Source organism: Absiella sp. AM29-15 (genome assembly GCF_003434225.1).
Classification (GTDB): Bacteria; Bacillota_I; Bacilli_A; order Erysipelotrichales; family Erysipelotrichaceae; genus Hoskinsella; species Hoskinsella hominis.
Genome location: NZ_QVFL01000011.1, coordinates 126,519 through 148,140 on the forward strand (window position 1 = coordinate 126,519; position 21,622 = coordinate 148,140).

The window sequence follows — 21,622 nt, forward strand, 5'->3', positions numbered from 1 at the left end:
CGTCCTATTTCTTTTTGTTTGCTACGGTACGAACTGGACCTTTACGCGTACGAGCATTTGTTTTAGTACGTTGACCGCGAACTGGTAAACCTTTTCTGTGACGAATTCCACGGTAGCATCCGATTTCCATTAAACGTTTGATGTTTAATGCTGTTTCACGACGCAAGTCACCTTCGACTTTGATTCCATCAATTTCGTTACGAATTGCATTTACTTGTTCTTCAGTTAAATCTTTTACACGGATATCTTCACTGATACCTGTTTTTGCCAGAATCTGTTCAGCTGTTGTGCGACCGATTCCGTAAATATACGTTAATGACACTACGACGCGCTTGTCGCGTGGTAAGTCAACACCTGCAATACGAGCCATTTTACATTACACCTCCATTAGTTTCCTTGTCTTTGTTTGTGTTTTGGATTTTCGCAAATAACCATGACACGGCCTTTACGTTTGATAATGCGGCACTTATCGCATATTGGTTTGACAGATGGTCTTACTTTCATGCGTTTTCCTCCTTCAATTCACGACTATTTGTGTCGGAATGTGATACGCCCACGTGTTAAATCATATGGTGAAATTTCTACGGTAACACGATCCCCTGGTAAAATGCGGATGTAGTGCATACGGATTTTACCAGAAACGTGAGCCAATATTTCGTGCCCGTTTGCTAATTCCACCTTAAACATTGCATTTGGCAGAGTATCTTTTACAACTCCGTCAATTTCAATAACATCTTGCTTACCCATTATCTGGACGTTCCTCCTTATTTAATGTTGTGAGTATTTCATACCCGTTTTTTGTTATGACAATCGTATGTTCATAATGAGCTGATAAGCTTCCATCTTTTGAGATGACACCCCAGCCGTCCGCTAATACTTTTGTCTGTGGTCTGCCCGCAAGAACCATTGGTTCAATCGCAAGAGTCATTCCTTCTTTTAACAGAATACCATGACCTGCCGGGCCAAAATTTGGAACTGTCGGATCTTCATGGACAGAAGTTCCAATACCATGTCCTGCGTAATCGCGTGGAACAGAAAACCCATGGCTATACACGAATTCTCCAATTGCATGCGATATGTCAGTTAAATGATTCCCAGCTTTTGCTTGTTTTAAACCTTCATACAAAGATTCTTCACTAATGTGCAATAGAGTTTGTACTTCTTTGCTTACATTACCAACAGCATACGTCCATGCTGAGTCTCCATGGTACCCATGATAACAGGCACCGATATCTACTGAAACAATGTCTCCGTCCTGTAATACTGTATCATCTGGGATACCATGTACAAGAACGTTATTTACAGAGACACATGTAGCTGCCGGGAATCCATACAGATTTTTGAATGATGGATACGCATCATGTTCCATAATTACATTTTCCACAATCTCATTAATCTGCTTTGTTGTGATTCCCGCTTTGATTGCATCTTTTACTGCTTGATGTGCCAAAGCTACAATCTTTCCAGCTTCTCTCATGTACTCAAGTTCATTATCTGCTTTTGTACGAATCATTTATTTCTCCAAAGCAGCTAATACATCAGCCCAAACTTTATCGATAGATTGTCCAGCATCAATATGTTCTACAATTCCTTTTTCGTCATAGTAATCTAAGACAGGAGCTGTCTGAGAGCTGTATTCTTCTAATCGAACTTTCAGGCTTTCTTCTGTATCGTCTTTACGTTGATACAATTCTCCACCACATTTATCACAAACACCTTCTACTTGAGATGGATGATTTGTAATGTGATAGATTTCACCACATTCCTTGCATAAACGACGTCCTGTAACTCGTGATGCAAGTTCATTGAAATCAATTTCCATAGCAATGACTTTGTCAATTGCTAAATCTGTTCCCTGACTCAAAGCATCAAATGCTTTTGCCTGATCTAAAGTTCTTGGATATCCGTCCAATAAGAAACCATTTTTCTTATCTTCCAGTTTATCTAAATAACTTTTTACCATGTTGTTAACAACTTCATCAGGAACTAACAATCCTTTGTCCATGTAGCTTTGAGCTAAATTTCCTAGTTCTGTTTTATTACTGATTTCACTACGGAAGATATCTCCTGTAGAAATGTGGTTGACGTTGAATTTTTCAACAATCTTGGATGACATGGTACCTTTACCAGCACCAGGTCCTCCCATAATCAGAATATTCATACGAGTTCACCTTCTATCGTTGTAAGAAAGAACTGTAGGATTTTTGTGTTAATCTTCCTTCAATCTGTTTTACCGTTTCCATAGCTACACCAACAACGATGATGATACCAGTACCACCAATACCCATAGAGGATGGCAGATTTAATCCTGGAATTAATGGAAGCGCATGTGGTAATACAGCGACGAATGATAATCCAATTGATCCTAACACAGTGATTCTATTTAATACTTTATTAATATATTGTTTTGTTTCTGTTCCTGGACGAATTCCTGGAATATAAGTTCCACTTTTTCCAAGATTTTCAGCTATTTTTTCAGGATCAATCTGTAAGTGCGTGTAGAAGAATGTGAATGCGATCGTTAATACCACATAGATAACCAAACTCACTGGAGTTCTCATACCTAAGAAATATTCAACCGTATTAACCCATTCTGCTGCCGTAAACATACGAATGATTTGTAAAGGTGCAACCATAATTGCAGAAGCAAAGATTACTGGAATAACACTTGCACTATTGATTTTCAAAGGAAGATATGTCATATCTTTCTTTCTTGCAGCAACAGTACTACTTGTGTATTGGATAGGAATCTTACGTTCAGCAGTTTGCATCCAAACAACGAATACAATAATGAATAGGTAAGCAATGATATATAATGCAAACATCAGTATGCCGTTAAATGTAGCGGAACTGCTGCTTGTATCAACCATTGTCTGCCATGCACTAGAGAACTGATGAGGCAGACGAGCGATAATACCAGCTGCAATCAGCATGGAAACACCATTACCGATTCCCTTCATTGATATTCTATCACCGATCCATAACAGGAACATACTACCAGCAGTTAATATTGTAGCAATATATAAGATGCTGGAAATGGAGCTTCCATTTATAATCAACGTGGAATATTGTTTTGAAAAGCCATAAACCATAGTTGATGCCTGGAAGAACCCTAATACAACAGCTAGATAACGTGTATATTTATCAATCTGTTTTCTGCCAGTTGCCCCACCCTTAGATAATTCAGTTAGAGCAGGAATAACATCCATAGAAAGCAACTGGATGATGATGGAAGCAGTAATGTATGGACCAACACCTAACGCAAAGATAGAAAGTTGTTCCAAACCGCCACCACCAAGCAGGTTAATCATAGCAAATAGGGAGTTGTCTTGCAATCCTGCAACCAGTTCTTTTGTATCTACGCCAGGAACTGTAATTGCAGTTCCAAAACGGAAGATAAATAACATTGCAAGAGTAAAGAGAATTCTTTTACGAATCTCTTTATTCTTCAACATGCCCTTTAAGGTGCTAAACATATTAGATGACCTCTGCTTTTCCGCCTGCTTGCTCAATTGTAGCTAAAGCTGATTTAGAGAATTTGTTAGCTTTAACAGTTAATTTCTTTTCTAATTCACCTTCACCTAAAATCTTAATTCCATCTAATTCTTTTCTAACTAATCCGCTTTCGATCAGCAATTCTGGAGTTACTTCTGTACCATCTTCAAAGCAGTTCAGACTAGCAACATTTACGATTGCGAATACTTTACGGTTGAAGTTTGTGAATCCTCTCTTTGGTAAACGTCTAGCTAAAGTAGTCTGTCCACCTTCAAAACCTAAACGAACTCCTCCGCCTGATCTTGCGTTCTGACCTTTATTACCTTTACCAGCAGTTTTACCATTGCCAGAACCGTGTCCACGTCCAATACGTTTCTTACTTGTTCTAGCACCTTCTGTATAAGTCATTTCATGTAATTTCATGTTTAATTCCTCCTATTAACCGCGAATTTCTTCTGGTTTTTTACCACGGAGACGAGCAATATCTTCGATCGTTTTCAGATCTTTCAATGCTGCAATCGTAGCACGCACCATGTTAATTGGCGTACGGCTTCCTAAACATTTAGAAAGAATATCGTTGATACCTGCAAGTTCTAATACTGCACGAACAGGTCCACCAGCGATAACTCCGGTACCTTCAGAAGCAGGGCGAAGGAAGATTTCTCCAGCACCATATCTACCAGTGATTTCATGAGGAATTGTTGTTCCAACAATAGGCACTGTGAAGACATTTTTCTTAGCATCTTCGATTGCTTTCTTGATAGCATCAGGAACTTCGTTTGCTTTTCCCGTACCAAAGCCTACACGGCCTTTTTTATCACCGATAACAACTAAGGCAGCAAAACGGAAACGACGTCCACCTTTTACTACTTTTGTTACACGGTTAATGGTTACAACGCGTTCTTCAAATTCTTTTTCAGCATCGCGATTTCTTCTTGGTTTACGTTCCATTCGCATAACCTCCTAAAATTTCAATCCGGCTTCTCTAGCCGCATCAGCTAATGCTTTTACTCTACCTGTGTATACATATCCACCACGGTCGAATACAACATTTGTGATGTTTGCTGCTAAAGCACGTTTAGCGATTTCAGCACCAACTGTTTTTGCAGCTTCTACATTACCACCGTTAGCAAGTTTCATATCAACACTGCTAGCAGCTACTAAAGTTTTTCCATTAACGTCGTCAATGATCTGCGCATGAATGTGCGTATTTGAACGGAAAACGTTCAGGCGGGGACATTCAGGAGTACCACTGATTTTGGTACGAACACGTACGTGACGACGAAGACGTTCGTCATTTCTAGATACTTTCTTAAGCATTGTTCAATTTCTCCTTTCCCACTATTTCTTACCTGCTGTTTTACCTTCCTTACGACGGACATGTTCGCCTTTATAGCGAATACCTTTTCCTTTGTAAGGTTCTGGTTTTCTTACAGCACGTACATTTGCAGCGAATTCACCAACACGTTGTTTGTCAATTCCTGTTACTTTGATATCAGTTGCAGAAGGACATTCAACTTTTAATCCTTCTTCAATTTCAAATTCAATAGGGTGAGAATAACCAACATTTAATGTTAATTTTTTACCACTTACAGCAGCACGGAAACCAATACCAACCAATTCCAAATCTTTTGTGAATTCGTTAGTTACACCTTCTACCATGTTGTTTAACAAAGCACGAGTTGTTCCATGTAACTGTTTTGTGTGTTTCTGCTCATTTGGACGAGTTACTGTTAATACTTCCCCATCTAACTGGATTCCCAGATTAGGGTTAAATTGACGAGTTAAAGTTCCTTTAGGACCTTTAACAGTCACCTCATTCCCTTCAGCGATTGTTACTTCAACGCCTGCAGGAATGGTAATCGCTTTATTACCGATACGTGACATTTTCTTACCTCCGTATAATTACACTCTTACCAAACGTAGGCGATTACTTCACCGCCAACATGTTTAGCTTTAGCTTCTTTGTCAGTCATCAGACCGTGAGATGTTGAGATAATTGCAATACCTAATCCGTTTAATACACGAGGGATGCTATCCACTTTTGCATAAACACGTAAACCAGGTTTAGAAATTCTCTTTAATCCACTGATTACTTTTTCGTTATTTGGTCCATATTTCAATGTGATTGTGATAGTTTTCTTTGTATCTCCATCAACACTGTAATCTGTGATGAACCCTTCATTCTTTAAAATCTTTGCGATATCTTTCTTTTCTTTATTTGCAGGAATTTCTACTGTTTCGTGACGAGCTTGAACTGCGTTACGAATTCTAGTAAGCATATCTGCAATCGGATCTGTCATTATCATCATGACTGTATTCCTCCTATCTGATTACCAACTTGCCTTTTTTACGCCCGGGATCTGGCCTTTATAAGCTAGTTCGCGGAAGCAAATACGGCATAGTTTGTATTTACGTAAAACTGAGTGAGGACGGCCACAACGTTCACAACGTGTGTACTCACGCACTTGGAACTTTTGAGGACGTTTTGATTTGTTAATCATTGATTTTTTTGCCATATTTTAAGTCCTCCCTATTTTTTGAAAGGCATACCTAATTCTTCAAGTAGTGCCTTTGCTTCTTCGTTTGTTTTTGCGCTAGTAACGATAACTACGTCCATACCACGTACTTTGTTTACTTTATCGTAATTGATTTCTGGGAAGATCAACTGTTCTTTTACACCTAAAGTGTAATTTCCACGACCATCAAATGATGTAGCTGATACTCCACGGAAGTCACGTACACGTGGCAAAGAGATGTTCATAAGTTTATCTAAGAAATCATACATCTTTTCTTTTCTTAAAGTAACCTTACATCCAATTGGCATACCTTCACGTAATTTGAAGTTTGCAATTGATTTTTTTGCTCTTGTGATAACAGGCTGCTGACCAGTAATCTGTGCTAATTCAGCAACTGCTTCATCTAACAATTTAGGGTTAGCGATTGCTTCACCAATACCCATATTAATAACGATTTTTTCTACAGCAGGAACTTCCATAACTGATTTGTAGTTGAATTTTTTCATCAAGCTAGGTACTACTTCCTCTGTGTATCTTTTATTTAGGCGGTTCATCTTTTAACCTCCCCTACTTAACAGTAGCGCCAGTCTTTTTGTAGACGCGCACTTTTTCTGTATTGCCTTTTTTGTCAGTTTCGAATTTGAATCCGATACGACTAGCTTTTTTAGCTTTTGAATCGTAAGCCATAACATTAGATACATGGATAGGAGCTTCCTTCTCAATGATTCCACCGTCTGGATTCTGCTGAGTTGGTTTCAGGTGTTTTTTCACCATGTTAACTCCTTCTACGATTACTTTGTTTTCTTTAGGGAAAACTTTAATTACTTCAGCTACAGTGCCCTTGTAAGCACCTGTAATAACCTGAACTTTATCACCTTTTTTGATTTTCACAAAGACACCTCCTTATAGTACTTCTGGTGCCAAAGACACAATTTTCATGAAGTCTTTGTCACGAAGTTCTCTTGCCACAGGTCCAAAAATACGTGTACCACGTGGTGTTTTGTCATCCTTAATTAGGACAACTGCATTGTCATCAAATTTGATGTATGTTCCGTTGTCACGGCGAACCCCACGTTTTGTACGTACGATAACACCTTTTACAACGTCACCTTTTTTTACAGTTCCACCAGGAGCAGCCTGCTTAACAGCACAGACAACGATATCCCCGATGTTTGAAAACTTTCTAACGCTTCCACCTAAACAACGGATAACTAATACTTCTTTAGCACCTGTGTTGTCAGCGACGCGTAATCTACTTTCATTCTGGATCATGAATGTCTACCTCCTAGCGCCTACAGCTGTACAGCTTTTTCAACGATTTTCACTAGACGGAAACGTTTAGTTGCAGATAATGGACGAGTTTCCATAATTTCTACTCTATCTCCGATTCTAGCTTCATTGTTTTCGTCATGAGCTTTAAATTTCTTAGAATATTTTACACGTTTACCATATAATGGGTGTGTTTTCTTAGTTTCAACTACAACAGTAATTGTTTTATCCATTTTATCGGAAACTACTGTTCCACGATATACTTTACGGTTAGATCTTTCCATAACTTAGTGATCCTCCTTAATCCTGGTTACTAAGCTCACGCTCAGTCAACACGGTCTTCATACGGGCAATATCCTTTTTCACAGTTTTTAAACGAGCTGTGTCGGATAACTGTCCAGTTGCTTGTTGGAAACGAAGATTAAAAAGTTCATCTTTAAGCGCTTCGATCTCTTGTAAAATTTCTGTGTTGCTTTTTTCTCTGATCTCTTTCGCTAACATAATTACTTCTCTCCTTTTCTAACAACGAATTTCGTTTTAACTGGTAACTTGTGAGAAGCCAGACGGAATGCTTCACGTGCTACTTCTTCATCTACACCAGCAATTTCAAACATTACACGGCCTGGTTTAACTACTGCTACCCATCCTTCAGGAGCACCTTTACCAGAACCCATACGTACTTCAAGAGGTTTTTTCGTAACTGCCAAGTGAGGGAAGATACGAATCCAAACTTTACCACCACGTTTCATATAACGTGTCATGGCAATACGAGCTGCTTCGATCTGGCGGTTAGTAATATAAGCACCAGTATCAGCTACTAAACCATATTCACCAAAAGATACGTCACGACCAGCTTTAGCACGTCCTTCGTAACTTAAACGGTGAGGTCTTCTATATTTTGTTCTCTTAGGCATTAACATAATTTAGTTTCCTCCTTCCGCGTTGTTTTTAGGAGCCTGGCTCGCGTTTTCCTTTGCTGCATTAGCATCATTTCTGTTATTGTTTCTACGGTTTCCACGACGATTGTTTCTACGACGATCGTTCATGTTGTTCTTTGGTGCTTCTGGTTCAGTTACCATCTGTCCAGGTAATACTTCACCACGGCAGATCCAAACTTTAACACCTAAACGTCCGTAAGTTGTACTAGCTTCTTCCCAAGCATAATCGATATCAGCACGTAATGTATGCAAAGGAACTACACCTTCAGAGTAACCTTCAGTACGAGCCATATCAGCTCCTCCTAAACGTCCACTAACTGCAGTTTTGATACCTTTAGCACCAGCACGCATTGTTCTCTGGATTGCTTTTTTCTGAGCAGTACGGAAGCTTGCACGCTGTTCTAACTGATCAGCAATGCTTCTTGCTACTAACTTAGCATCTAAATCAGGGTTGGCAATTTCTAGCACTTTAATGTAGATGTTCTTGCCACCAGTCATTTTTTCTAATTTTTTCTTTAAACCTTCGATGTTTTCACCGTTCTGTCCAATGACAACGCCTGGACGAGCTGTACGGATCATAATTTCAACACGGTTTTTAGAACGTTCAATTTCGATTCTTGAAACGCTTGCTGCTTTTAATTCAGCAAACAGGAATTCACGAATTTTTACATCTTCTAGCAATAAATCGGCATAATCCTTGTCAGCGTACCATCTTGACTCCCAGTCACGAATGACACCAACACGTAATCCGATCGGACTAACTTTCTGTCCCATGGGCTACCTCCTTAATCACGCTCGTCAACCACAACTGTAATGTGGCTGGTGCGTTTGTGGATTGCACTTGCAGATCCTTTAGCACGTGGCATAAAACGCTTTAAAGTTACACCTTCATTAGCGTAGCATGCTTTCACGTATAATTTTTCTTCATCCATATCATTGTTATTTACTGCGTTAGCTACTGCAGATTTCAACACTTTTCCGATTGCTTCAGCAGCAACGTTTGGTGTGAATTTTAAGATTGCAGCTGCTTCAGCAGCATCTTTCCCACGAATTAAATCGATAACAATACGAGCTTTTCTAGGTGGGATACGTAATGTTTTTGCTGTTGCTTTTACTTCCATTTTAACGTTTCCTCCTTATCGTTTTGCTTTCTTGTCATCATCGCCATGCCCACCATATTTGCGGGTTGGCACAAATTCACCAAGTTTGTGACCTACCATGTCTTCTGTAACATAAACAGGTAAGTGTTCTTTACCATTGTAAACGGCAAATGTATGTTCCACAAACTGAGGGAAAATCGTTGAACGACGTGACCAAGTTTTAATAACTTCTTTTTTGCCAGCTGCATTCAATGCTTCCACTTTTTTCATTAAGTGGTCATCACAGAATGGGCCTTTTTTCAAACTACGACTCATTTTTCATTTCCTCCTTTGCCTATTTGCCATTACGACGACGAACGATTAATTTCGTTGAAGCTTTCTTAGTGTTACGAGTCTTGACACCCATAGCTTTCTTGCCCCATGGAGTCATTGGAGATTTACGTCCTACAGGAGTACGTCCTTCACCACCACCATGAGGGTGATCGTTAGGGTTCATAACAGAACCACGAACTGTTGGGCGAACACCTTTCCAACGCATACGTCCAGCTTTACCATAGTTAACCAGACTGTGATCTTCGTTACCTACGATACCGATTGTAGCACGGCAATTAGACAAAATCTTACGAACTTCACCAGAAGCTAAACGAACAGTAGCGTATTTTTCTTCAATACCCAAAATCTGTGCGCTAGTTCCAGCAGAACGAGCTAACTGTCCACCTTTACCAGGTTTTAATTCAATGTTGTGAATGAAAGTTCCTTCTGGGATATCTTTCAATTCTAATGCGTTACCAACTTTGATATCAGCACCTTTACCAGATACAACTGTTGTTCCAACAGTTAACCCTTTAGGAGCGATAATGTAACGTTTTTCACCATCTGCATAATTCAACAATGCGATGTTTGCAGAACGGTTTGGATCGTATTCAATCGTTGCAACTTTAGCAGGGATACCATCTTTATTTCTCTTGAAATCGATGATACGGTAGCTTCTCTTGTGTCCGCCACCCTGGTGACGAGTTGTAATACGTCCGTTGTTGTTACGTCCACCTTTACTTTTTAAAGGGGCTAACAAACTTTTTTCTGGCTTGTCGCAAGTGATTTCGTCACGTGACAAGCTTGTCATTCCACGACGACCTGGAGTGGTCGGTTTATACTTCTTAATTGGCATTTGTCAATTTCCTCCTTACGCAATATTTATTCAGGAAATAGCGTGCTTCTTCCTGATCTTACTTAGCTTCTTCGTCAGAGCCAAATAAATCGATGTCCTGTCCTTTAGCGATTTTCACATATGCTTTACGAACAGCTTTTGTTTTACCAACGTATCTACCCATTCTTTTTTCTTTAGGTTTTACGTTAACGATATTCACATTTTCAACATCTACACCGAAGATTTTTTCTACGGCCTGTTTTACAAGAACTTTGTTAGTTCCTTTTTTAACTTCAAATGTTACCACATTGTTTTCGTCCATGTATCTCATTGTCTTTTCAGTAATGATTGGGCGAACGATAATATCTTTATAGTTATCCATTATGCAAGTGCCTCCTCAACATCTTTTACAGCAGCTTCTGTAAAGACGATTTTGTTAGCATTTACGATATCGTAAACATTAATTCCATCAGCAGTCAACATCATCATTGTTGGGATGTTTCTCATGCTCAAGAATGCATTTTCAAAATCTTCACCTTCAGATACTACAAATAATGTTTTCTTAGGTGCGTTGATGTTAGCGATAATTTCATTGAAAGCTTTTGTCTTAGGAGCTTCTAATTCAAATTTATCTACAACGCTCATTGCGTTTTCAGCAACTTTTTCAGATAATACTGATTTTAATGCCAAACGACGAACTTTTTTGTTCAGTTTGTAGCTGTAGCTTCTAGGAGTTGGTCCGAATACGATACCTCCGCCTCTCCACTGTGTAGCACGGATAGAACCCTGACGAGCACGTCCAGTTCCTTTCTGACGCCATGGCTTACGTCCACCACCACGCACTTCTGTACGAGTCTTAGTGTCGTGAGTTCCCTGACGAGTTGATGCGCGCTGCATTACGATAGCATCGAAAATACATTGCTGATTTGGCTCGATGCCAAATACTGAATCGGCAAGAGTGATTTCGTGTAACTCTTGACCAGTTTGGCTTAATACGACCATCTTAGGCATCTTTTATTCCTCCTCTTTCGTGTAATCTACTAAAGTTACAGGTTCGCTGTTTCCTTTAGAAGTTTTTGCAGAACGTACCATTACCAATCCACGTTTTGGTCCAGGCACATTTCCTTTGATCAATAAGTAATTGTTTTCAACATCAACCTTAATAACTGTAAGGTTTTTGTTAGTGGTTCTGTATCCACCTTCTTGACCAGCCATAACTGTTCCCTTTAAGATTTTACCCTGTCTAGAAGTAATACCGTTTGTAGCAAGAGAACCGATGTGTCTGTGGTGTCCTGAACCGTGGCTCTTAGGACCAATTTTCGCATTGTTACGAACGATTGTACCCATGAACCCTTTACCTTTGCTGGTTCCGATTACGTCAACTGTTTCTCCAGCAGCGAAGATGTCTACTTTAACTTCATCGCCTAAATTCATTTCAGCAAATTCACTGTTGCGAACTTCTTTCATGAATCTTTTTGGAGCTGTATTTGCTTTCGCAGCGTGACCAGTGTTTGGTTTTGTACTGCGTGTTTCTTTAATGTCTTCAAAACCTAACTGAACAGCTTCGTATCCATCGTTTTCCACTGTCTTTTTCTGTAATACAACATTTGGGCAAGCTTCTACTACTGTGACTGGAATTAAAGTTCCGTCTTCAGTAAAAACCTGAGTCATACCAAGTTTACGTCCTAGAATACCTTTCATGATGTCACCTCCATTACAGCTTAATTTCGATGTCCACACCACTTGGCAGTTCCAGACGGCTCAGTGAGTCGATTGTTTCTGCTGTAGGTCCGACGATCTCAATTAAACGTTTGTGAGTTCTGATCTCGAATTGTTCACGAGAATCTTTGTACTTGTGTACCGCACGCAGGATAGTTACTACCTGCTTTTCAGTTGGAAGAGGTACAGGTCCAACAATTTTTTTAGCACCGTGAGCTTGTGCTGCCTGAACGATCTTTTCTGCTGATGCATCTAAGATTCTGTGTTCGTAGGCTTTTAAGCGAATTCTTACGCTATTTTTCTTTGCCATGAAATAATCTCCTTTCGTCTATATAGATTATAGACTCGCTCGATGCGAATTCCCTGACCGGCTGTTCATGACAACGCCTTTCAGTGGGTCAGCAACCTCGCATGTCCTCGCGGTCGTGATAATATTTTAACACATGCACACCTTGATTACAACCCCTAAAATAGGCTTTTTTTTGTGAATTTCCTTTATTTTATCAGCTTTTTTATTGTTTCTCTGTTTTTATATATTTCATGGTTTTCTGTATACGCTTACATTTATTTTTGCGATAAAATTGCATAAAAAAATAGAAAAAATATGATGATTTCTTCTATTTTAGTCATCTATAGTTCATGAAAATGTGGCTCCATACGTTCATATGTACAAAACTTAGTAAATCCTAATCTTTTTAATTCTTTTCTCATCTCTTTAATATGATATCCTACATGCTCCTCTTTATGTGTATCACTTCCAAACGTAATGATTTCTCCCCCTAATTGTTTATAAAGTAACAGGATATCTTTACATGGAGTAAAATCTGATAAACCATAACGTTCATTGCTAGTGTTTATTTCAATACCCTTTCCATCCTTAATAGCAAGCTTTAATATCTTCTCCAATATATCTTTTGTTTCTTTATAAGGGTAAACTCCCTCAAGATCATCGCGTTTGATTGCATCCAGATGCCCCAACACACTATAATTCTTATATTTTTTCATTACTTGATAAATTTCTTCATAATAGGCCAGATTATATTCTTTTTGTGTTTTCCCTTTCTGAAAATCCTGTGTCCAAAATTCCATATTATTAATCTGATGGCAGGATAATATAACAAAATCAAAATCATTGCGATAAAAGTCCTGTTGATATTGTTCAATTGTATGTGTTTGTATTCCATATTCAATTCCAAACTTTATTTTTATTTGATTTTGATACTTTCCTTTACATCTTAAAAACTCATCATGATAATCCTTATAAAAATCAGAATCATAGCTTTTAACTCCATGATCCACATGCTCAGTAAAACATATTTCATCTAAACCTATGGTAATTGCTTTTTTTATTATATCTTCCATAGGATATGTAGAGTCATCACTAAAACTTGAGTGTATATGATAGTCAGCAAGCATATAACTTTCCTCCCTTACAAAAAGAAACAGGCGCCCTGTTTCTTATTTCAAATATTTCTTCAATTCCTGTGCTGGTGTTGTATCTTCCCATTTTACATTTAAATCATCTCTTCCAAAATGCCCATATGCGGCAAGTTGTTTATACTGAGGTTTTCTTAAATCTAAAGTTTTTATAATTGCGGTAGGACGTAAATCAAATTCTTTTCTAACAATTTCTGCAATTTCTTCATCTTTTAATTTTCCTGTGCCAAAGGTATCTACAAGAATACTTACAGGATGTGCAATACCAATCGCATATGCAAGTTGAATTTCGCATCGTTTAGCCAAGCCTGCAGCAACAATATTTTTTGCAACATAACGAGCGGCATAAGCAGCACTACGGTCTACTTTTGTAGGATCCTTTCCAGAAAATGCTCCACCACCATGACGTGCCATACCACCATATGTATCTACAATTATTTTTCTTCCTGTTAAACCACTATCCCCTTGAGGTCCGCCTATTACAAAGCGTCCTGTTGGATTGATATAAATCTTTGTATCTTCATCTATCATTTTAGGATCTATGATGACATCTATCACATGCTCCTTTAAATCTTTACGAATTGTATCTAAAGAAACTGTATCGGAATGTTGCGTTGAAATAACAATCGTATCTACACGTGTAGGTTTATCATCAATATATTCCACCGTAACCTGTGTTTTCCCATCAGGACGAAGATAGTCTACAATTCCATCCTTACGAATTTTTGTCAACTGTTTAGCAAGTCTGTGGGCAAGGGAAATAGACATTGGCATATATTCAAGTGTTTCATCGCAGGCATATCCAAACATCATTCCCTGATCCCCTGCACCATTGTTTTCTTCTCCGCCTTCTTTTGTTTCTAGAGAGTGATCAACACCCATGGCAATATCAGAAGACTGTTCATCAATTGAAGTTAAAACAGAACAAGTCGTTCCATCAAAGCCATATTTTGCTCTATCATATCCAATTTCCAAAATCGTATTTCTTGCGATACTTGGAATGTCAACGTAACAATTTGTAGATATTTCTCCCATGATCATCACCATACCCGTTGTACAGCATGTTTCACAAGCAACTCGTGCCATTGGATCTTTTTCTAAAATTGCATCTAATACTGCATCTGAAATCTGATCACATATTTTATCAGGATGTCCTTCTGTTACAGACTCAGAAGTAAAAAATTGTCTATTTAGCATATTTATTATTTCCTTTCTCATGTTCAACTATATTATCGTTCATTCTAGTTCATAAAACAAGATTTAATATAAATGATTTCATAAATTCATGAAAAAAAGATTTACCCATTTTCTTGTTCATATGGGCAAATCTTTATCATTACGCTGTTTTTTCTTTATTTAAATGCAGACGCTCAACTAAAATTGGCACAACGATCATTCCGACAATCGTTGTAGCAATCATATATGGTGCATTGTATATAATGGAACCCCACCATGTTGTTTCCCATACTATCACACCACCAATGGTATGACTTGCAAAACGCAGAAAATTGGTAATTAGAATTCCAGAATAGAAATACTTATAATTTGGAAATAAGCTAGCCAAACCATATACACTAAATGCGATTAAGTAATCCATTAGGAATCCCAATAACTGTGGGATATACATTGGACCTGTCACAAACTGAATCAATACAGAAACAAGTCCAACGATGGTTCCTTTGATCCATCCTAAATGATAACTGCAAACGATCAACGCAATTGTCGATACGCCAATAGAACCACCATTTGGCATCTTCAAGAAAGGAATCATATTTGTAAAGTAATCAAGCACCATGAATAATGCAGCATAAAATGCCATATAAACCAAATCTAATGTTGTCAATTTTTTCATAAAAAAACACCTCCGTGAGGCGTAAGTCAACAAATCTAAGAATTCATAGATCTGACTCCCTACGCTAGTATTAACTAGATCAGGTCATAAGGGTGTTTCTCAGCCCGAAGGCACCCCTGTCATGACGTTATTTATTATACACACTTTATCTGAAATTGCAATAGATGTAAAAAAAGCATCAGTCATAGACCAATGCTTTTCATCATAAGTTTAAATTACTCGATGATTTCAGTAACGTTACCTGAACCTACTGTACGTCCACCTTCACGGATAGAGAATTTAGTGTTGTTTTCGATAGCGATTGGAGCGATCAATTCAACAGTCATTTCTACGTTATCTCCAGGCATACACATATCAGTTCCTTCTGGTAATGTGATAACACCAGTTACGTCAGTTGTACGGAAGTAGAACTGAGGACGGTAGTTAGATACGAATGGAGTGTGACGTCCACCTTCATCTTTGCTCAATACATAAACCTGAGCTTTGAATTTTGTGTGAGGGTGTACTGTTCCTGGTTTAGCAAGAACCTGTCCACGCTGGATTTCATCACGGTTGATACCACGTAACAATGCACCAATGTTGTCACCTGATTCAGCATATTCCAACTGTTTACGGAACATTTCCAATCCAGTGATAACTGTTTTACGAGTGTCGTGGATACCAACGATTTCAACTTCTTCACCCATCTTAACAACACCACGTTCAACACGGCCAGTAGCAACTGTACCACGTCCTGTGATAGTCATAACGTCTTCTACAGACATCAAGAATGGTTTATCAGTGTCACGAACTGGATCTGGGATATATTCGTCAACAGCATCCATTAATTCGTGGATAGCACCAACATATTTAGGATCTCCTTCAAGAGCCTTCAATGCAGAACCACGGATAACTGGAGCGTTATCTCCGTCGAATCCGTATTCGCTTAATAATTCACGAACTTCCATTTCAACAAGGTCGATTAATTCTTCATCATCAACCATGTCGCATTTGTTCAAGAATACAACGATGTAAGGAACACCTACCTGACGAGCAAGTAAGATGTGCTCACGAGTCTGAGGCATAGGACCATCAGATGCAGCAACTACAAGGATAGCACCATCCATCTGAGCAGCACCAGTGATCATGTTCTTAACGTAGTCAGCGTGACCTGGACAGTCAACGTGTGCATAGTGACGTTTGTCTGTCTGATACTCAACGTGAGCAGTGTTAATTGTGATACCACGTTCTTTTTCTTCTGGAGCACCATCGATTGCATCGTAAGCTTTTGCTTCAGCCATACCGTCTTTTGCAAGTACGTTTGTGATTGCAGCAGTTAAAGTTGTTTTACCGTGGTCAACGTGTCCGATAGTTCCAATGTTAACATGTGTTTTGGAACGGTCAAATTTTTCTTTAGCCATTTTAATTTTCCTCCTAATTTATAGTTTTCATGTATATTCTAATTCAAAGTTTTTATAAAAGCAACAATTAATTTTCAGAACTGTTGTTTTTAACGATTTTTTCTGCAATACTCTTAGGAACTTCGCTATAATGATCGAATTTCATAGAGTAATTTCCACGTCCCTGAGTGAATGAACGAAGGTCAGTTACATAACCAAACATTTCAGATAATGGGATGTGTGCCTTAACAATGATCGCATTTCCTCTTTCTTCCTGGTCAATGATTGCACCACGACGAGAACTTACGTCACCCATAACGCTACCTAAATATTCATTAGGTGCAGTTACTTCAACTTCCATAACTGGTTCTAGGATAACTGGTTTACATTTCTTAGCAGCAGCTTTTAAAGCCATAGATGCAGCAATCTTATAAGCCATTTCACTAGAATCGACATCATGGTAAGATCCATCAAACAATGTAGCTTTGATATCGATTACTGGGTAACCAGCGATGATACCATTCTGCAATGCATCTTCCAGACCTTCAGCAGTTGGTTTGATATATTCACGAGGAACACTACCACCAACAGTTGCGTCAACGAATTCAAATCCTTTACCTTCTTCTTGAGGTTCAAATTTGATCCATACGTGACCATACTGACCACGTCCACCAGACTGTTTGATGTATTTTCCTTCACAATCAGCAGCTTCACGAATTGTTTCACGGTAAGCAACCATTGGCTGACCAACGTTAGCTTCTACCTTAAATTCACGACGCAGACGGTCAACGATAATATCCAGGTGAAGTTCACCAACACCAGCGATAATTGTCTGACCTGTTTCCTGATCAGTGTAAGTTTTGAATGTAGGGTCTTCTTCTGCAAGTTTTGCAAGAGCAAGTCCCATTTTATCCTGGTCAGCTTTTGTTTTTGGTTCCAGAGATAATTCAATAACTGGTTCTGGGAATTCCATGCTTTCCAGTACAACAGGATGATCTTCAGCACACAGAGAATCTCCGGTAGTAGTTACCTTTAAACCTACTGCTGCAGCAATATCACCTGCATAAACTTCTTCGATTTCTTTACGAGAGTTTGCATGCATCTGTACGATACGTCCAAAACGTTCTCTCTTACCTTTTGTTGAGTTTAAGATATAACTTCCTGATTTTGCAGTACCTGAGTATACACGGAAGTATGATAACTTACCAACGAATGGGTCAGTAGCAATTTTGAATGCCAATGCAGAGAATGGTTCTTCATCACTTGCATGACGTTCTACTTCTGTACCATCTTCCAAAGTACCCTTAATTGCAGGAATATCTAATGGAGAAGGCAAGTAGTCAACAACTGCATCCAGAACCATCTGAACACCTTTGTTCTTGTATGCTGATCCACATAATACAGGGAAGAAATCACCAGCACAAACAGCAATACGTAATACACGTTTGATTTCGTCAATGCTTGGTTCTTCACCTTCTAATACCTGCATCATGAATTCTTCGTCGTAATCTGCAAGGTATTCCAGCAGTTTACCACGATATTCTTCACACAGGTCTTTTAAATCTTCAGGTACTTCAGAAATCTGAATTTCTGTACCTAAATCATTTGTATAAATTTCAGCTTTACGTTCAATGATATCTACGATACCAGTGAATGTTGATTCTGCACCGATTGGCAACTGAATAGGGCAGCTCTTAGCACCTAAACGATCAACGATTGTTCTACAGCTCATCAAGAAGTCAGCACCAGTTGCATCCATCTTGTTACAGAATACGATTCTTGGAACACCATAAGTTGTTGCCTGACGCCAAACAGTTTCTGTCTGAGGTTCTACACCAGCTTTTGCATCCAATACAGTTACCGCACCATCTAATACACGCAGAGAACGTTCAACTTCTACAGTGAAGTCAACGTGGCCCGGAGTATCGATAATGTTGATACGGTGACCTTTCCATGCTGCAGTTGTTGCAGCAGATGTAATCGTAATACCACGTTCCTGTTCCTGTGCCATCCAGTCCATTGTTGAAGCTCCATCGTGAGTTTCACCAATTTTGTGGTTAACACCTGTATAATACAGGATACGTTCTGTTGTTGTTGTTTTACCAGCATCGATATGAGCCATGATACCAATGTTACGAGTCTTTTCTAATGAATATTGACGTGGCATAATGGATCTCCTTTCTTACCAGCGGTAGTGAGCAAATGCTTTATTAGCTTCTGCCATTTTGTGAGTGTCTTCACGTTTTTTAACAGATGCTCCAGTTCCATTAGCAGCATCCATAATTTCTGCAGCTAATCTTTGCTCCATTGTCTTTTCGTTTCTTAAACGTGCGTAGTTAACGATCCAACGAAGACCTAATGTCAAACGTCTTTCAGCAGATACTTCTACTGGGACCTGGTAGTTAGCACCACCAACACGACGAACTTTTAGTTCTAACAATGGCATAACGTTTTCTAATGCTTTTTCGAAAACTTCCATTGGTTTTTCATTTGTTTTTACTTCAATAATATCAAACGCATTGTAAAGGATCTTCTGAGCAACCCCTCTTTTACCATCAATCATGATTTTGTTGATTAAACGAGTAACCAGCTTGGAGTTGTAAATTGGATCAACTAATACATCACGTTTCGCTACATGTCCTTTTCTAGGCATTCTTATTTCCTCCTTTCACAATTGACTATTTCTTTTTAGCTTCTTTTGGTTTTTTAGCACCGTACAGAGAACGACTCTGATTACGGTTTGCCACACCAGCACAGTCCAATGTACCACGAATAATATGGTAACGAACACCTGGCAGGTCCTTAACACGTCCTCCACGAATCATAACAACACTGTGTTCCTGTAAGTTATGACCGATACCTGGAATATAAGCTGTAACTTCCATTCCATTACTTAAACGAACACGGGCATATTTACGTAACGCAGAGTTTGGTTTCTTAGGTGTCATTGTTCCGACACGTGTACAAACACCACGTTTCTGAGGTGCGCTTAAGTTAGTAGGGCGTCTCTTTAAGGAGTTATATCCTCTATTCAGAGCTGGTGACTTAGAAAGCTTCACGCTCTGTTCACGACCTTTACGAATTAATTGGTTAATTGTTGGCATAATGTCCTCCTTTCACAAACACACATTTCCGGGTGTGTCATTTTGAAGTGTAAATTAAGTTCCCACTTCGGGGAACCCTAAAAATCCACTTGCTTATCAATGATAAATCATATAACAGCCTATTGTCAACACTTTTTTTTATTTTCTTTTTAATTTTATCAAATTATCTGTTTTTTATCATTAAATTAGTTAAAAAAGTCCATAAAACAAAGAAAAAACTATACTGAATAGCAAATGTTATCCTACATAGTTTCTAACTGCCCATTATGTTTATTCATAAATTCAAAGATTGGTAAAAAGCCAAGTAGACTTCCAAACATAAACGGCATTATCCATCCTAAACTTAAATCATAAAAAGGAAGATGATGTACTGCATTGGATATAAAAGCAATTTGAATGCCTGCACTATCAAGACCATTGATAAATGAAGCAGCAAAAGTAAACAACATTCCTAGAATATACACAGACCTTTTTGTTTTAATCAATTTTTTACAAAAAGATAAAAGTATCAATGAAACAGTCACTGGATAGATCATAATCAGAATTGGCAAGCTGATTTCGATTAACTGGCTTAAGCCAACATTAGAAATGATAAAGCTAAATACGCAAACAATTGCGGCAATTTTCTTATAAGAAGTATTTGGAAGGATAGTATGAAAGTAATCAGAAAATGAAGTGGTTAATCCTATCGAGGTTGTTAAACAAGCAAATAATACAGCTATCCCTAAAATAACGCCTCCCACACCGCCAAATAAATGACTTGTTACTGAATGTAATAATGCGCCACCATTTTCAAAAGGTATCATTGTTCTTGCCCCTACATAAGTTAACATAAAGTAAACAACAGCAAGAAAGAAAGCAGCTCCTAAACCTGATAATATTGTATATTTTGCAATATTCTTTTTCTCTTTTATACCATAGTTTTTAATAGCATTAATCACAATGATTGCAAATGCTAAACCAGCAGGGCCATCTAATGCATTATATCCTTCGATCATCCCTTGAAATAATGGAATAGCCACATATTTATCTTTTGGCATTGCAGCATTTCCTAATACACTGCCTCCCCCATCTGTATTGATATTTACGATTGTGGCAATGAAAATAGCCAAAATGCTCAATAATAAAAATGGTGTCAGATATTTACCTACGATATCTACTATTTTGTTTGGATTACTGCTCAAATAATACGTAATGCCAAAAAAAGCGCCTGTAAATAAAAGTGAAAACAGCATTTTATAATCAGTATTTATGTAAGGCAGTGCTGCTAATTCAAATGAAACGCTACCCGTTCTTGGTAAAGCAAATAAAGGACCAATTAATAAATATACTCCCACAGATAAAATTAATGCAAATTTTTTACTGATTAATGCCCCTAAATCGCTCATAGAATTTCCAACCAATACAACAGCTGTTACTCCTAATATTGCGATTCCAGCATCTGTAAGTATAAAGCCTATTAATGCACTAAAGTAATTTGTTCCCGCAAGTTGCCCCATTGCTGGAGGAAAAATCATATTTCCTGCACCAAAAAAAATCGCAAATAAAGTCAGTGAAACGGATAGTATTTGTTTTAAATTAAGTTTCTCCATAATGTCCTCCACTTAAGCATTAAAAAAGCCTCACAAATGTGAGGCAAACAGACCTGGCAACGTGCTATCTT

At 38.3% G+C, this 21,622-nt stretch carries 34 protein-coding genes and 1 riboswitch; all 34 genes read right to left on the reverse strand.

The annotated features are described in order from the left end of the window. Window positions 1-4 precede the first annotated feature (4 nt). A complete protein-coding gene (rpsM, locus tag DW761_RS12350) occupies window positions 5-370 on the reverse strand; it encodes a 30S ribosomal protein S13 (RefSeq protein WP_117453407.1) in 366 nt (121 codons plus the stop codon). Between the two features lie 17 nt (window positions 371-387). Continuing rightward, on the reverse strand, window positions 388-504 hold the full coding sequence (rpmJ, locus tag DW761_RS12355; protein ID WP_008979808.1) for a 50S ribosomal protein L36: 117 nt from the start codon (window positions 502-504) through the stop codon (window positions 388-390). Window positions 505-528: 24 nt separating this feature from the next. After that, window positions 529-747 (reverse strand): translation initiation factor IF-1, encoded by a 219-nt coding sequence (gene infA, locus DW761_RS12360; protein ID WP_117453406.1) that lies wholly within the window; start codon window positions 745-747, stop codon window positions 529-531. Then, complete coding sequence (map, locus tag DW761_RS12365) at window positions 740-1,513, reverse strand: type I methionyl aminopeptidase (protein WP_117518355.1); 774 nt, start codon at window positions 1,511-1,513, stop codon at window positions 740-742. Before map ends, infA begins: the two co-directional genes overlap by 8 nt. Then, window positions 1,514-2,161, reverse strand: a complete 648-nt coding sequence (locus DW761_RS12370) for an adenylate kinase (protein ID WP_117453404.1) — start codon at window positions 2,159-2,161, stop codon at window positions 1,514-1,516. Window positions 2,162-2,174: 13 nt separating this feature from the next. After that, window positions 2,175-3,476 (reverse strand): preprotein translocase subunit SecY, encoded by a 1,302-nt coding sequence (gene secY, locus DW761_RS12375; RefSeq protein ID WP_117453403.1) that lies wholly within the window; start codon window positions 3,474-3,476, stop codon window positions 2,175-2,177. Window position 3,477: 1 nt separating this feature from the next. Next, window positions 3,478-3,918, reverse strand: coding sequence for a 50S ribosomal protein L15 (gene rplO, locus DW761_RS12380; protein ID WP_117453402.1), 441 nt, complete (start codon window positions 3,916-3,918; stop codon window positions 3,478-3,480). Window positions 3,919-3,933: 15 nt separating this feature from the next. Beyond that, window positions 3,934-4,446, reverse strand: a complete 513-nt coding sequence (gene rpsE, locus DW761_RS12385) for a 30S ribosomal protein S5 (protein ID WP_117453401.1) — start codon at window positions 4,444-4,446, stop codon at window positions 3,934-3,936. Between the two features lie 12 nt (window positions 4,447-4,458). Beyond that, window positions 4,459-4,815, reverse strand: coding sequence for a 50S ribosomal protein L18 (gene rplR, locus DW761_RS12390; protein WP_117453400.1), 357 nt, complete (start codon window positions 4,813-4,815; stop codon window positions 4,459-4,461). 21 nt (window positions 4,816-4,836) lie between these two features. Beyond that, window positions 4,837-5,382, reverse strand: coding sequence for a 50S ribosomal protein L6 (gene rplF / locus DW761_RS12395; protein ID WP_117453399.1), 546 nt, complete (start codon window positions 5,380-5,382; stop codon window positions 4,837-4,839). Window positions 5,383-5,408: 26 nt separating this feature from the next. Beyond that, window positions 5,409-5,804 carry a 30S ribosomal protein S8 gene (rpsH, locus tag DW761_RS12400; RefSeq protein ID WP_117453489.1) on the reverse strand — a complete coding sequence of 132 codons (396 nt, stop codon included), beginning with the start codon at window positions 5,802-5,804 and terminating at the stop codon, window positions 5,409-5,411. Window positions 5,805-5,828: 24 nt separating this feature from the next. Further along, entirely contained in the window at window positions 5,829-6,014 is a 186-nt protein-coding gene (locus tag DW761_RS12405) for a type Z 30S ribosomal protein S14 (protein WP_117453398.1), read from the reverse strand. Window positions 6,015-6,028: 14 nt separating this feature from the next. Beyond that, entirely contained in the window at window positions 6,029-6,568 is a 540-nt protein-coding gene (rplE, locus tag DW761_RS12410) for a 50S ribosomal protein L5 (protein WP_117453397.1), read from the reverse strand. Between the two features lie 13 nt (window positions 6,569-6,581). Beyond that, window positions 6,582-6,905, reverse strand: a complete 324-nt coding sequence (gene rplX / locus DW761_RS12415) for a 50S ribosomal protein L24 (RefSeq protein WP_117453396.1) — start codon at window positions 6,903-6,905, stop codon at window positions 6,582-6,584. Window positions 6,906-6,917: 12 nt separating this feature from the next. Further along, window positions 6,918-7,286, reverse strand: coding sequence for a 50S ribosomal protein L14 (rplN, locus tag DW761_RS12420; protein WP_117443703.1), 369 nt, complete (start codon window positions 7,284-7,286; stop codon window positions 6,918-6,920). Window positions 7,287-7,306: 20 nt separating this feature from the next. Continuing rightward, the gene (gene rpsQ / locus DW761_RS12425) at window positions 7,307-7,567 is read right to left on the reverse strand and encodes a 30S ribosomal protein S17 (RefSeq protein WP_117453395.1); all 261 of its coding nucleotides are present in this window, start codon (window positions 7,565-7,567) and stop codon (window positions 7,307-7,309) included. Window positions 7,568-7,583: 16 nt separating this feature from the next. Further along, a complete protein-coding gene (rpmC, locus tag DW761_RS12430) occupies window positions 7,584-7,784 on the reverse strand; it encodes a 50S ribosomal protein L29 (protein WP_117453394.1) in 201 nt (66 codons plus the stop codon). Between the two features lie 2 nt (window positions 7,785-7,786). Next, window positions 7,787-8,203, reverse strand: a complete 417-nt coding sequence (gene rplP / locus DW761_RS12435; RefSeq protein ID WP_117453393.1) for a 50S ribosomal protein L16 — start codon at window positions 8,201-8,203, stop codon at window positions 7,787-7,789. A gap of 3 nt (window positions 8,204-8,206) precedes the next feature. Further along, window positions 8,207-8,995, reverse strand: a complete 789-nt coding sequence (gene rpsC, locus DW761_RS12440) for a 30S ribosomal protein S3 (protein WP_117453392.1) — start codon at window positions 8,993-8,995, stop codon at window positions 8,207-8,209. A gap of 11 nt (window positions 8,996-9,006) precedes the next feature. Then, window positions 9,007-9,342, reverse strand: a complete 336-nt coding sequence (gene rplV / locus DW761_RS12445) for a 50S ribosomal protein L22 (RefSeq protein ID WP_117453391.1) — start codon at window positions 9,340-9,342, stop codon at window positions 9,007-9,009. A 15-nt stretch (window positions 9,343-9,357) separates the two neighbouring features. Next, complete coding sequence (gene rpsS, locus DW761_RS12450; RefSeq protein ID WP_117453390.1) at window positions 9,358-9,636, reverse strand: 30S ribosomal protein S19; 279 nt, start codon at window positions 9,634-9,636, stop codon at window positions 9,358-9,360. A gap of 19 nt (window positions 9,637-9,655) precedes the next feature. Then, complete coding sequence (gene rplB / locus DW761_RS12455) at window positions 9,656-10,489, reverse strand: 50S ribosomal protein L2 (RefSeq protein WP_117453389.1); 834 nt, start codon at window positions 10,487-10,489, stop codon at window positions 9,656-9,658. Between the two features lie 58 nt (window positions 10,490-10,547). Next, window positions 10,548-10,850, reverse strand: a complete 303-nt coding sequence (gene rplW, locus DW761_RS12460) for a 50S ribosomal protein L23 (RefSeq protein ID WP_117453388.1) — start codon at window positions 10,848-10,850, stop codon at window positions 10,548-10,550. Continuing rightward, window positions 10,850-11,479, reverse strand: a complete 630-nt coding sequence (rplD, locus tag DW761_RS12465) for a 50S ribosomal protein L4 (RefSeq protein ID WP_117453387.1) — start codon at window positions 11,477-11,479, stop codon at window positions 10,850-10,852. Before rplD ends, rplW begins: the two co-directional genes overlap by 1 nt. Before the next feature lie 3 nt (window positions 11,480-11,482). Next, on the reverse strand, window positions 11,483-12,169 hold the full coding sequence (gene rplC / locus DW761_RS12470) for a 50S ribosomal protein L3 (protein WP_117453386.1): 687 nt from the start codon (window positions 12,167-12,169) through the stop codon (window positions 11,483-11,485). Window positions 12,170-12,182: 13 nt separating this feature from the next. Beyond that, window positions 12,183-12,497: a 30S ribosomal protein S10 gene (gene rpsJ / locus DW761_RS12475; protein WP_117453385.1), complete on the reverse strand. Its 315-nt coding sequence runs from the start codon at window positions 12,495-12,497 to the stop codon at window positions 12,183-12,185. Between the two features lie 320 nt (window positions 12,498-12,817). Next, complete coding sequence (locus DW761_RS12480) at window positions 12,818-13,603, reverse strand: histidinol-phosphatase HisJ family protein (protein WP_117518356.1); 786 nt, start codon at window positions 13,601-13,603, stop codon at window positions 12,818-12,820. Window positions 13,604-13,645: 42 nt separating this feature from the next. Beyond that, window positions 13,646-14,821, reverse strand: a complete 1,176-nt coding sequence (metK, locus tag DW761_RS12485; protein ID WP_117518357.1) for a methionine adenosyltransferase — start codon at window positions 14,819-14,821, stop codon at window positions 13,646-13,648. A 139-nt stretch (window positions 14,822-14,960) separates the two neighbouring features. Next, a complete protein-coding gene (locus DW761_RS12490) occupies window positions 14,961-15,476 on the reverse strand; it encodes an energy-coupled thiamine transporter ThiT (protein ID WP_117518358.1) in 516 nt (171 codons plus the stop codon). Window positions 15,477-15,515: 39 nt separating this feature from the next. Further along, window positions 15,516-15,604: riboswitch (TPP riboswitch) on the reverse strand. Window positions 15,605-15,691: 87 nt separating this feature from the next. Further along, the gene (gene tuf, locus DW761_RS12495; protein WP_117453381.1) at window positions 15,692-16,876 is read right to left on the reverse strand and encodes an elongation factor Tu; all 1,185 of its coding nucleotides are present in this window, start codon (window positions 16,874-16,876) and stop codon (window positions 15,692-15,694) included. A gap of 67 nt (window positions 16,877-16,943) precedes the next feature. Next, window positions 16,944-19,022: an elongation factor G gene (gene fusA / locus DW761_RS12500; protein ID WP_117453380.1), complete on the reverse strand. Its 2,079-nt coding sequence runs from the start codon at window positions 19,020-19,022 to the stop codon at window positions 16,944-16,946. Window positions 19,023-19,037: 15 nt separating this feature from the next. Then, window positions 19,038-19,508, reverse strand: a complete 471-nt coding sequence (gene rpsG / locus DW761_RS12505; RefSeq protein ID WP_117453379.1) for a 30S ribosomal protein S7 — start codon at window positions 19,506-19,508, stop codon at window positions 19,038-19,040. Between the two features lie 25 nt (window positions 19,509-19,533). After that, a complete protein-coding gene (gene rpsL, locus DW761_RS12510) occupies window positions 19,534-19,959 on the reverse strand; it encodes a 30S ribosomal protein S12 (protein WP_117453378.1) in 426 nt (141 codons plus the stop codon). Between the two features lie 242 nt (window positions 19,960-20,201). Then, on the reverse strand, window positions 20,202-21,551 hold the full coding sequence (brnQ, locus tag DW761_RS12515) for a branched-chain amino acid transport system II carrier protein (protein ID WP_117518359.1): 1,350 nt from the start codon (window positions 21,549-21,551) through the stop codon (window positions 20,202-20,204). Between the last annotated feature and the right edge of the window lie 71 nt (window positions 21,552-21,622).

Bases quoted from the DNA above. Each gene is read 5' to 3' on its own strand.
- rpsM (WP_117453407.1), bottom strand. From the start codon at position 370: ATGGCTCGTATTGCAGGTGTTGACTTACCACGCGACAAGCGCGTCGTA.
- rpmJ (WP_008979808.1), bottom strand. From the start codon at position 504: ATGAAAGTAAGACCATCTGTCAAACCAATATGCGATAAGTGCCGCATT.
- infA (WP_117453406.1), bottom strand. From the start codon at position 747: ATGGGTAAGCAAGATGTTATTGAAATTGACGGAGTTGTAAAAGATACT.
- map (WP_117518355.1), bottom strand. From the start codon at position 1,513: ATGATTCGTACAAAAGCAGATAATGAACTTGAGTACATGAGAGAAGCT.
- DW761_RS12370 (WP_117453404.1), bottom strand. From the start codon at position 2,161: ATGAATATTCTGATTATGGGAGGACCTGGTGCTGGTAAAGGTACCATG.
- secY (WP_117453403.1), bottom strand. From the start codon at position 3,476: ATGTTTAGCACCTTAAAGGGCATGTTGAAGAATAAAGAGATTCGTAAA.
- rplO (WP_117453402.1), bottom strand. From the start codon at position 3,918: ATGAAATTACATGAAATGACTTATACAGAAGGTGCTAGAACAAGTAAG.
- rpsE (WP_117453401.1), bottom strand. From the start codon at position 4,446: ATGGAACGTAAACCAAGAAGAAATCGCGATGCTGAAAAAGAATTTGAA.
- rplR (WP_117453400.1), bottom strand. From the start codon at position 4,815: ATGCTTAAGAAAGTATCTAGAAATGACGAACGTCTTCGTCGTCACGTA.
- rplF (WP_117453399.1), bottom strand. From the start codon at position 5,382: ATGTCACGTATCGGTAATAAAGCGATTACCATTCCTGCAGGCGTTGAA.
- rpsH (WP_117453489.1), bottom strand. From the start codon at position 5,804: ATGATAATGACAGATCCGATTGCAGATATGCTTACTAGAATTCGTAAC.
- DW761_RS12405 (WP_117453398.1), bottom strand. From the start codon at position 6,014: ATGGCAAAAAAATCAATGATTAACAAATCAAAACGTCCTCAAAAGTTC.
- rplE (WP_117453397.1), bottom strand. From the start codon at position 6,568: ATGAACCGCCTAAATAAAAGATACACAGAGGAAGTAGTACCTAGCTTG.
- rplN (WP_117443703.1), bottom strand. From the start codon at position 7,286: ATGATCCAGAATGAAAGTAGATTACGCGTCGCTGACAACACAGGTGCT.
- rpsQ (WP_117453395.1), bottom strand. From the start codon at position 7,567: ATGGAAAGATCTAACCGTAAAGTATATCGTGGAACAGTAGTTTCCGAT.
- rpmC (WP_117453394.1), bottom strand. From the start codon at position 7,784: ATGTTAGCGAAAGAGATCAGAGAAAAAAGCAACACAGAAATTTTACAA.
- rplP (WP_117453393.1), bottom strand. From the start codon at position 8,203: ATGTTAATGCCTAAGAGAACAAAATATAGAAGACCTCACCGTTTAAGT.
- rpsC (WP_117453392.1), bottom strand. From the start codon at position 8,995: ATGGGACAGAAAGTTAGTCCGATCGGATTACGTGTTGGTGTCATTCGT.
- rplV (WP_117453391.1), bottom strand. From the start codon at position 9,342: ATGGAAGTAAAAGCAACAGCAAAAACATTACGTATCCCACCTAGAAAA.
- rpsS (WP_117453390.1), bottom strand. From the start codon at position 9,636: ATGAGTCGTAGTTTGAAAAAAGGCCCATTCTGTGATGACCACTTAATG.
- rplB (WP_117453389.1), bottom strand. From the start codon at position 10,489: ATGCCAATTAAGAAGTATAAACCGACCACTCCAGGTCGTCGTGGAATG.
- rplW (WP_117453388.1), bottom strand. From the start codon at position 10,850: ATGGATAACTATAAAGATATTATCGTTCGCCCAATCATTACTGAAAAG.
- rplD (WP_117453387.1), bottom strand. From the start codon at position 11,479: ATGCCTAAGATGGTCGTATTAAGCCAAACTGGTCAAGAGTTACACGAA.
- rplC (WP_117453386.1), bottom strand. From the start codon at position 12,169: ATGAAAGGTATTCTAGGACGTAAACTTGGTATGACTCAGGTTTTTACT.
- rpsJ (WP_117453385.1), bottom strand. From the start codon at position 12,497: ATGGCAAAGAAAAATAGCGTAAGAATTCGCTTAAAAGCCTACGAACAC.
- DW761_RS12480 (WP_117518356.1), bottom strand. From the start codon at position 13,603: ATGCTTGCTGACTATCATATACACTCAAGTTTTAGTGATGACTCTACA.
- metK (WP_117518357.1), bottom strand. From the start codon at position 14,821: ATGCTAAATAGACAATTTTTTACTTCTGAGTCTGTAACAGAAGGACAT.
- DW761_RS12490 (WP_117518358.1), bottom strand. From the start codon at position 15,476: ATGAAAAAATTGACAACATTAGATTTGGTTTATATGGCATTTTATGCT.
- tuf (WP_117453381.1), bottom strand. From the start codon at position 16,876: ATGGCTAAAGAAAAATTTGACCGTTCCAAAACACATGTTAACATTGGA.
- fusA (WP_117453380.1), bottom strand. From the start codon at position 19,022: ATGCCACGTCAATATTCATTAGAAAAGACTCGTAACATTGGTATCATG.
- rpsG (WP_117453379.1), bottom strand. From the start codon at position 19,508: ATGCCTAGAAAAGGACATGTAGCGAAACGTGATGTATTAGTTGATCCA.
- rpsL (WP_117453378.1), bottom strand. From the start codon at position 19,959: ATGCCAACAATTAACCAATTAATTCGTAAAGGTCGTGAACAGAGCGTG.
- brnQ (WP_117518359.1), bottom strand. From the start codon at position 21,551: ATGGAGAAACTTAATTTAAAACAAATACTATCCGTTTCACTGACTTTA.